Annotated in this window: 10 protein-coding genes; 7 read left to right on the top strand and 3 right to left on the bottom strand. The window is 60.3% G+C overall.

The window, feature by feature from the left end; translation table 11 throughout:
- On the bottom strand, positions 1–288 hold a 288-nt coding region (locus DBR24_RS06785), incomplete at its 3' end, for a hypothetical protein (RefSeq protein ID WP_146188977.1).
- A 160-nt stretch (positions 289–448) separates the two neighbouring features.
- Here DBR24_RS06785 and DBR24_RS06780 point away from each other — a divergent pair.
- The gene (locus DBR24_RS06780; RefSeq protein WP_123468196.1) at positions 449–667 is read left to right on the top strand and encodes a DUF2970 domain-containing protein; all 219 of its coding nucleotides are present in this window, start codon (positions 449–451) and stop codon (positions 665–667) included.
- Between the two features lie 6 nt (positions 668–673).
- On the opposite strand, the gene DBR24_RS06775 is transcribed toward DBR24_RS06780, so the two are convergent.
- Positions 674–1,747: an ABC transporter substrate-binding protein gene (locus DBR24_RS06775; RefSeq protein ID WP_128614294.1), complete on the bottom strand. Its 1,074-nt coding sequence runs from the start codon at positions 1,745–1,747 to the stop codon at positions 674–676.
- Between the two features lie 523 nt (positions 1,748–2,270).
- On the opposite strand from DBR24_RS06775, the gene DBR24_RS06770 reads away from it, so the two are divergent.
- Together DBR24_RS06770 and DBR24_RS06765 are read left to right on the top strand one after the other, a co-directional pair.
- The gene (locus DBR24_RS06770) at positions 2,271–3,929 is read left to right on the top strand and encodes a nitrite/sulfite reductase (protein WP_123468194.1); all 1,659 of its coding nucleotides are present in this window, start codon (positions 2,271–2,273) and stop codon (positions 3,927–3,929) included.
- Complete coding sequence (locus tag DBR24_RS06765; protein WP_123468192.1) at positions 3,913–4,407, top strand: DUF934 domain-containing protein; 495 nt, start codon at positions 3,913–3,915, stop codon at positions 4,405–4,407. Before DBR24_RS06770 ends, DBR24_RS06765 begins: the two co-directional genes overlap by 17 nt.
- 69 nt (positions 4,408–4,476) lie before the next feature.
- Here DBR24_RS06765 and sohB read toward each other — a convergent pair whose 3' ends face one another.
- Entirely contained in the window at positions 4,477–5,508 is a 1,032-nt protein-coding gene (sohB, locus tag DBR24_RS06760; protein WP_123468188.1) for a protease SohB, read from the bottom strand.
- 206 nt (positions 5,509–5,714) lie between these two features.
- Here sohB and DBR24_RS06755 point away from each other — a divergent pair, with 206 nt between their 5' ends.
- The 4 genes from DBR24_RS06755 to DBR24_RS06740 form a co-directional block, all read left to right on the top strand.
- On the top strand, positions 5,715–6,425 hold the full coding sequence (locus DBR24_RS06755; protein WP_128614293.1) for a histidine phosphatase family protein: 711 nt from the start codon (positions 5,715–5,717) through the stop codon (positions 6,423–6,425).
- A gap of 65 nt (positions 6,426–6,490) precedes the next feature.
- Positions 6,491–6,808 (top strand): SCP2 sterol-binding domain-containing protein, encoded by a 318-nt coding sequence (locus DBR24_RS06750; RefSeq protein WP_128614292.1) that lies wholly within the window; start codon positions 6,491–6,493, stop codon positions 6,806–6,808.
- A gap of 213 nt (positions 6,809–7,021) precedes the next feature.
- Positions 7,022–8,740 carry a hydrogenase maturation protein gene (locus DBR24_RS06745; protein WP_128614291.1) on the top strand — a complete coding sequence of 573 codons (1,719 nt, stop codon included), beginning with the start codon at positions 7,022–7,024 and terminating at the stop codon, positions 8,738–8,740.
- A 135-nt stretch (positions 8,741–8,875) separates the two neighbouring features.
- The coding region (locus tag DBR24_RS06740) for a LysR family transcriptional regulator (RefSeq protein ID WP_146188978.1) at positions 8,876–9,030 on the top strand (155 nt) is incomplete at its 3' end.

The raw sequence follows: 9,030 nt of genomic DNA, 5'->3' as shown, positions 1-9,030 counted from the left end.
GTCCTGAAATGAGGACAGGGTTTTATCCAGGCGGTTTTGCGCGATGAGACTGGCCGTTGAGCTGTCGTCCAGCGCCTTACGCCGGGCGGGCGAAGCGTTCCGATACCACGATGGCAGGACGGTGTGGCTGCCCTTCAGCGCCCGACGGCGTTGCGTCGAGGCGTCGGTCAGCCAGCGGGGTATCGATTTTTCAAGAAAGTCGGCGTGCAGGCTGCGGGTGGCGAGCGGTTTCACCGGAACAGACGGCGCAGGCCCGCTCAAGCCTGGAGGCGAAGAATTACTGATCATGTTCACTCCTTTTAATGGAGTGAAAAGAAGACCATCTCAGTGGCGAGCACTTGCGGTACATAGGTATCGCTTGCACAGAAATTGGTAACCGACTGTGTAAACTGCCGGACCGCGTCAGGTTGTCTATGCTCTACAGGTCAATGTGCGCGACGAGGGATATATGGACGATCCAATCGACAACAAACCACCGACCTTCTGGCAGATGCTGCACAGCGTCATGGCTGCGGCATTCGGGGTGCAGAGCGGGAAAAACCGGGCCAGGGATTTCACCCATGGCAAACCCAGTCATTTCGTGATCCTGGGCATTCTGTTCACGGCCGTGTTCGCGCTGACCCTGTTCGCCATCGTCAAACTGGTGCTGCACTTCGCCGGTCTCTGAGCGGCTTCAGTACATCAGGGTTTGCAGAGTGAACGGGTAGCGATAGGAAGACGGTCGGCCCTTGGCCGAGAGTTTGCGGAAGCTCACGCCATAGTTCGGCGTGTTGCCCATCGCCAGCATTTGCCGGGCGTGGTGTTTGTCGATCAGTTGCAACAGAGGGATTTGCCGGTCACGCCCACCGTACTGATTCAGATCGACGCCCTGCTGATAATCATGCAACTCGACCAGTGCCCACCCGCCCAGCGTGAAATGCCCACCGACCAGCGCGCTCAGGCGCCCGTCGATCACGGCCTGCAAGGCTGCGGGTGATGTGTTGACGGCGCTGAACAGCGCGTCTTTGCCCGGCGTCTTCCCGGTTTCGGCAAACGCGCGCATCGCACCGAAGGCCATTTCATCGTTTGCCGACCACACCAGCGACACCTTCGGATAACGACTGAACAATTGCCGGGCCTGTTCGTAGGCCCGCTGCTGCATCCAACCGCTGTAGACCATCTGCCGCAAGCGCACTTGCGGGTGTTCGGCCAGTGCGCGCTGCATGCCGTGTTCGCGCAGTTGCGCCGACGGCGTGATTTTCAGACCGGAGAACGCCAGCAGCTCGATCTCTTCATTGGCCGCGACCGGCGGATGCAGGCGAATCAACTCCTTCATCATCAGGTAACCGCCCTCCTCGTCGTTCGGCACCAGGCTACCGATTCGATCGGGTCGCTCCCCCACCAGCGCTTGCTGGTTGGGCGTCAGCGCGGCGTTAACCATGAACAGCTTCACCCCGCTGTTTTCCGCCAGACGCAGAATCTGCGGGGCAACATACTGCTCGTTGACGAACATCAGGTAGTCGGGGCGATTCGGCCCTTGCAGCGCCAGCCGGGCCTGGGCGATGGTCAATTCGGGTTGACGCTGGGCATAGAGAATCTGCAGCTCGATGCCCAGATCCCGGGCGGCCACCTGCATGAATTGCGAATAGCTGAGCCAGAAGGCTTCCTGTGTCGAGCCCGGATTAAGGAACAGCACCGATTCCGCTCTGGCAGCGGTCGCGAACAGCGCCCCTAACAGCAGCAGGCTGAGGTGGAAAATTTTCAACATGAACATCCGGGCCCAGGGAAAAATGGCCGCGCATTATAGCCACCGATCAACCGGCTATTGGCACGTAATCCCGCCTTTTGTCCGACAATCGTCGAAAACGGGCCCGGATGGGTCGTTTATTGATGACTGACCCAGAATACCGCCGTTCCCACCACCAGAATGATCAGGAACAGAATGGCCCACGCATCAACGCTGCTGTCGCTTTTCCTTGCCTTGGTCGGATTGCTCATTGCATCGCCTCTTGTCGGTTTTATCGGTGATTGCAGAAAGACTCGACCACAGTTAAGACGAGGATTGCCCGCACGACAAATGTGGGTTAGTTGACACCCGTTCTCGTTAGGCGATTTGGTTCTTTACATATACTCAAACATCACTTTTGCGCATAACTGCAAACGGGTATATTGCCCCGGCTCCGTTAGGGAGTGCGCGGCCGTGCGCGCGTAATTGCCGAGGCACCATCGGACTCCAGCAAGCGAAAACGCAGCGTTTTCCGAGTAGCCCAAAGCCTGAGAACAGGACTTATATGTACGTATACGACGAGTACGATCAGCGGATCATCGAGGACCGCGTCAAGCAGTTCCGTGATCAGACCCGACGCTATCTGGCAGGTGAGCTGAGCGAAGAAGAATTCCGCCCCCTGCGCCTGCAAAATGGCCTGTACATCCAGCGTTTTGCACCGATGTTGCGGGTGGCGGTGCCTTACGGCCAACTGACCTCGCGTCAGGTGCGCATGATGGCCAAAATTGCCCGTGACTACGACAAGGGCTACGCCCACATCAGTACGCGGCAGAACGTGCAGTTCAACTGGCCGGCGGTGGAAGACATCCCGGACATCCTTGCCGAACTGGCCACCGTGCAGATGCACGCGATCCAGACCAGCGGCAACTGCCTGCGCAACGTCACCACCGACCAGTTCGCCGGTGTCGCTGCCGATGAGCTGATCGACCCGCGCCCGTGGTGCGAGATCGTCCGCCAGTGGACCACGTTCCACCCGGAATTCGCTTACCTGCCGCGCAAATTCAAGATCGCCGTCAACGGTTCGACCGCTGACCGTGCCGCCATCGAAGTTCACGACATCGGCCTCGAGCCGGTGCACAACGCCGCCGGCGAACTCGGCTTCCGCGTGCTGGTCGGTGGCGGCCTCGGCCGTACCCCGGTGGTTGGCGCGTTCATCAACGAGTTCCTGCCGTGGCAGGACCTGTTGAGTTACCTCGACGCCATCCTGCGGGTCTACAACCGCTACGGTCGTCGCGACAACAAATACAAGGCGCGGATCAAGATCCTCGTCAAGGCGCTGACCCCTGAAGTCTTCGCGCAGAAAGTCGATGCGGAAATGCAACACCTGCGCGGCGGCCAGACCACCCTGACCGAAGCCGAACTGCATCGCGTCGCCAAGCACTTCGTCGACCCGGACTACAAGGCGCTGGACAACCAGACCGCGCAACTGGCCGAGCTGGACAAAGAACACCCGGGTTTTGCCCGCTGGCGCGCCCGCAACACCCTGGCACACAAGAAGCCGGGTTATGTTGCCGTGACTCTGTCGCTGAAGCCGACCGGTGTTGCTCCGGGCGACATCACCGACAAACAGCTCGATGCCGTCGCCGATCTGGCCGAGCGCTACAGCTTCGGTCAACTGCGCACCTCCCACGAGCAGAACATCATTCTCGCCGACGTCGAGCAAAGCCAGTTGTTCACCCTGTGGGGCGAACTGCGTGAAAGCGGTTTTGCCACGCCGAACATCGGCTTGCTGACCGATATCATCTGCTGCCCGGGCGGTGACTTCTGCTCGCTGGCCAACGCCAAGTCGATCCCGATTGCCGAATCTATCCAGCGCCGTTTCGACGACCTGGACTACCTGTTCGACATCGGTGAGCTGGACCTGAACATCTCCGGCTGCATGAACGCCTGCGGTCACCACCACGTCGGCCACATCGGCATTCTCGGCGTGGACAAGAAAGGTGAGGAGTTCTACCAGGTCTCCCTCGGCGGCAGCGCCAGCCGTGATGCGAGCCTGGGCAAGATCCTCGGCCCGTCTTTCGCCCAGGAAGCCATGCCAGACGTGATCTCGAAGCTGATCGACGTGTACGTCGAACAACGTACCGAAGACGAGCGCTTCATCGACACCTATCAGCGTATTGGCATCGACCTCTTCAAGGAACGCGTCTATGCAGCGAATCATTAAGAACAACGAGGTCGTCGACGAAACCTGGCACCTGTTGCCCAAGGATTTCAACATCGACGAAATCAGCAACTGCGACGATCTGATCGTGCCTCTGCAGCTGTGGCGCGAACACAGCCGCATGCTCAAGGCCCGCGACGGTGGTCTGGGGGTGTGGCTGGACGCCGACGAAGAAGCCGAGGAAATCGGTGACGACGTGGCTGAATTTCAGGTGATTGCCCTGAACTTCCCGGCGTTCACTGACGGGCGCAACTACTCCAACGCCCGTCTGCTGCGTGACCGTTACGGTTTCAAAGGCGAACTGCGGGCGATTGGTGACGTGCTGCGCGATCAGCTGTTCTACATGCGCCGCTGTGGTTTCGACGCCTTTGCCGTGCGTGCGGACAAAGACCCGTACGAAGCGTTGGAAGGTCTCAAGGACTTCTCGGTAACCTATCAGGCCGCCACCGACGAACCGCTGCCGCTGTTCCGTCGCCGCTGAACCTGCCAGGTTTGAAGCGGACAAAAAAAACGCCGGTCATTTGACCGGCGTTTTTTATGCCTGAAGGCCTTACCAGAAACGCTGCTGCGTCAGGCGACTCCACCAGTTCAGCAGTACGCGATCGACCGAACCGCTGGCGGCCATGCCGATACGCTCCTGCAGGCTTTTGCGCTCGGCGTAGTGCAAGTGGTAGACCTCGGCTTTTTTCGCCCGGTCGGCGAGGTATTCATCACTGGTCTTGAGTTCATCCACCAGTTGTTTGTCCAGCGCCGCGACACCAAGCCAGACTTCACCGGTGGCCACATCGTCAATCGCCAGTTGCGGGCGGTAGCGCGCGACGAAGTTCTTGAACAGTTGATGGGTGATGTCGAGGTCTTCCTGAAACTTTTCGCGGCCCTTCTCGGTGTTTTCGCCAAACACGGTGAGGGTACGCTTGTACTCGCCGGCGGTAAGGACCTCGAAGTCGATGTCGTGCTTCTTCAGCAAACGGTTGACGTTGGGCAACTGTGCAACCACGCCGATCGAGCCAAGAATCGCAAACGGCGCGCTGATGATCTTCTCCCCGATGCACGCCATCATGTAGCCGCCGCTGGCCGCGACCTTGTCGATGCACACGGTCAACGGCACGCCGGCTTCACGGATTCGCGCCAGTTGCGAGGATGCCAGACCGTAGCTGTGAACCATGCCGCCACCGCTTTCCAGACGCAGGACAACTTCATCTTTTGGCGTGGCCAGGGTCAACAATGCGGTGATTTCATGGCGCAGGCTTTCGGTGGCCGAGGCCTTGATGTCGCCGTCGAAATCCAGGACGAATACGCGAGGTTTGGCCTCGGGTTGGTTCTTCTGCTTTTTCGCGCTTTTCTCGGATTTGGCCTCGCCCTTGCGCAGTGCCTTGAGCTGATCCTTGTCGAGCAAAGTCTGCTCAAGGCGCTCGCGCAGGCCCTTGTAGAAATCATTGAGCTTGCTGACCTGCAACTGCCCCGCCGACTTGCGCCGGCCCTTGCTGCGCAACGCGGCAAAACTGGCGAGAACCACCAGAATGGCGATCACCAGAGTGACGGTCTTGGCCAGGAAACTGGCGTATTCGGTGAAAAACTCCACAGAGACTCCTTAAAACAATGCGTGGATGCAAAAACACACGCGGGATGGCTCCAGCATACCCATGCGTCGGCCCGGCGACCAGCCGGGAAACCTTTGGCAACAGGCCTGTAACGGGCATTTCAAACAAGCGTATGTTTTTTCATTGACAGCTACCCGTCATCCTCATAACCTCGCCACAACCTTCAACGTACCGGGATGACGCGGACGTGGGCAGCATCTACTTGATTCGACATGGCCAGGCCTCCTTTGGTGCAGACGACTATGACGTCCTGTCGCCCATCGGTGTGCGCCAGGCAGAAATCCTCGGTCAGCACCTCGCTGAACTGGGGGTCCGCTTCGATCGCTGCCTGGCGGGTGACCTGCGTCGCCAGCAACACACCGCCACCAGCGCGCTGGAACAGTTCGCTGCCAACGGCCTGCCGGTACCGACGCTGGAAACCGATTCGGCGTTCAATGAATTCGATGCCGACGCGGTCATCCGCGCCCTGCTCCCGGCGATGCTGCCGGACGAACCGGAAGCCCTCGACATCCTGCGCAACGCCGCACAAAACCGTGGCGAGTTCCAGCGCATCTTCGCCCTGATCATCGAGCGTTGGCTGGCCGGCACCTACGACACGCCGGGGCTGGAAAGCTGGCTGGGGTTCGTCGAGCGGGTCAAGGCCGGGCTGCAGCGGATCCTCGAACAGGCGGAGTCGCATCAGAAAATCGCCGTGTTCACCTCCGGCGGCACTATCACCGCCCTGCTCCACCTGATTACGCAAATGCCTGCCCGACAGGCCTTTGAATTGAACTGGCAAATCGTCAACACCTCGCTCAACCAGCTGAAGTTCCGCGGTGGCGAGGTGGCCTTGGCTTCCTTTAACAGTCATGCACACCTGCAACTGTTGAAGACACCGGAACTCATCACTTTCCGCTGAGTCCGGTTAACGTGTGAACCTTGCTGTAATCAACCAGCGCTTATTATCCAAGAAAGGATCGAACCATGACCTCCGTAGCTGATGCCGTAAAAGCAATGCAAGCCAAGTTCAACCCAGCCGCTGCTGCCGGTCTGGATCTGGTCTTCGGTTTCAACATCACCGACGAAAACAAGCAGTACTCGCTGATCATCAAAGACGGTACCTGCAATATCGAGGAAGGCGAAAACCCTGCCGCCAACTGCACGCTGGTGCTCGACAGCGAAACCCTGAAAGGCATCGTCAGCGGTGAAACCGACGGCATGCAGGCTTTCATGGGCGGCAAGCTGCGCGTTGAAGGCGACATGATGCTGTCGATGAAACTGTCCGAGCTGTTCCCTTCGTAACAGCGCCGCGCAGTACTCCGAAGAACCCGCCCCTGTGGCGGGTTTTTTGCGTTTGGTCGTCCGGCGTTTCGTCGCCGCAGAAATATTGGCTCACCGAACATTGACCTCGGTCACTGGCGGGCCAGCCGCCACTCATTACTCTCCCGGCTCCATCGAAGGCCAAGGACGGCTCACCGGGAGCCTGCGGCTGATCCCACTCAAGGAAGACCATTCATGCGATCACTCAAGATCATTCTGCTGTCGTCAGCGTTCAACGGCCTGACCCAACGCGCCTGGCTGGAGCTGCGCCAGGCCGGGCATTCGCCCAGCGTCGTGGTATTCACCGACGAAGCGTCGGTCTGCGAACAGATCGAATACAGCGGCGCCGACCTGGTGATCTGCCCGTTCCTCAAGGACCGCGTGCCCCAGGCACTGTGGAGCAACCGCGCGCGGCCGGTGGTGATTATCCATCCGGGCATCGTTGGCGATCGTGGCGCCAGTGCGCTGGACTGGGCGATCACCCAGGAGTTGTCGAGCTGGGGCGTGACCGCCCTGCAAGCCGTGGAGGAAATGGACGCCGGTCCGGTCTGGGCCACGTGTGAATTCAACCTGCCATCCGGGCTGCGCAAGTCCGAGCTGTACAACGGCCGGGTCAGCGATGCGGCAATGTGTTGCATCCGTGAAGTGGTGGAGAAGTTCGTCAACGGTTTTATCCCGGTCGAACTGGATTACGCCGACCCCAAGGTGCGCGGGCGTTTGCAGCCGAACATGAAACAGGTCGATCGTAGCTTCACCTGGCACGATTGCGCACGGTTCATCAAACGCTGCATCGACGCAGCGGATGGCCAGCCCGGCGTGCTGGCAAGTCTGGCCGGTGGGCAGTATTACGTTTACGACGCACACCTCGATTCGCGCTCGGGCATGCCCGGCGAGATTCTGGCGGTGCACGACGATGCCGTGCTGGTGGCCGCGGGGGATCAGAGCGTATGGATCGGATCGCTGCGACGCAAGCCGCAACCGGGCGAGGAAACCTTCAAGCAACCGGCCCGGCACGTGCTGATCGAGCAACTGGCCGAGGTGGCGGTGCTGGACTGGACGATTGCCAGCCAGCCGTTCAGCGATGAAGCGTATCAGCCGCTGCGTTATCGCGAGTCCGGGGTGGTCGGTGAGCTGACGTTCGAGTTCTACAACGGCGCCATGAGCACCGAACAATGCCGGCGCATGGTCGAGGCGCTGCGCTGGGCCAAGTCCCGCGACACGCAAGTGCTGCTGATCCGCGGCGGTCGCGGCAGCTTTTCCAATGGTGTGCACCTGAATGTGATTCAGGCGGCGCAGGATCCCGGCGCTGAAGCCTGGGCGAATATTCAGGCCATCGACGATGTCTGCGCCGAGCTGTTGAGTGCGCGGCAACTGGTCGTCAGCGGCGTGACCGGCAATGCCGGGGCCGGCGGCGTGATGCTCGCGCTGGCGGCGGATATCGTGTTTGCGCGGGCCGACATCGTGCTCAATCCGCACTACAAGAGCATGGGCTTGTACGGCTCGGAATACTGGACATACAGCCTGCCGCGCGCGGTGGGCCCGGCCATCGCCGAGCAACTGACCCAAGCCTGTCTGCCGGTGAGCGCCAGCCAGGCATTGCAACTGGGCATGGTCCAGGAAATCGGCCCGCGCTGCCCGGATGAGTTTTCGTTGTGGATGCTGCAACGGGCCAATGCCGTGCTGAGCGACCCGGCCTACGCCGCCGTACGCGAGCGCAAGTTGCGGGTCGACCAGGTGCTGATCGACCAATGCCGCGAAACCGAGTTGCAGGAAATGCAGGAAGACATGCTCTACAACCGCAATCAGTTCGCCGAGAAGTGCCGGCATTTCGTCTACAAGCGCAAGGCCTGCGGCACGCCGGCACGGCTGGTGGCGGATTGGGCACGGGTGCAGGAGGTCGAGTGGGTGGGTTGATTCTGCGGTAACTGGTTTTGCCCTCACCCCGACCCTCTCCTTTGGGAGAGGATCAGAGTGAGGGGCCACTCCAAACGATGACGCGGTCCCGAGGCTGCACTTACAATGCCCGCCACCTCAACCACCGGCCCGCCCATGGACATCGACCTCGCCCGCACCTTTCTGGAAATCGTCCGCCACGGCAGCCTGGCGGCGGCTGCGCAAAAGCTGTTCGTCACGCAAACGGCGATCACCGCCCGGGTGCAGAAACTCGAAAGCCAGTTGGGCAGTACGCTGTTCGTGCGTAACCG

The sequence above is a fragment of the Pseudomonas sp. HMWF006 genome (assembly GCF_003061205.1).
Classification (GTDB): Bacteria; Pseudomonadota; Gammaproteobacteria; order Pseudomonadales; family Pseudomonadaceae; genus Aquipseudomonas; species Aquipseudomonas monsensis.
This window is presented reverse-complemented; position numbering and strand designations above follow the sequence as displayed.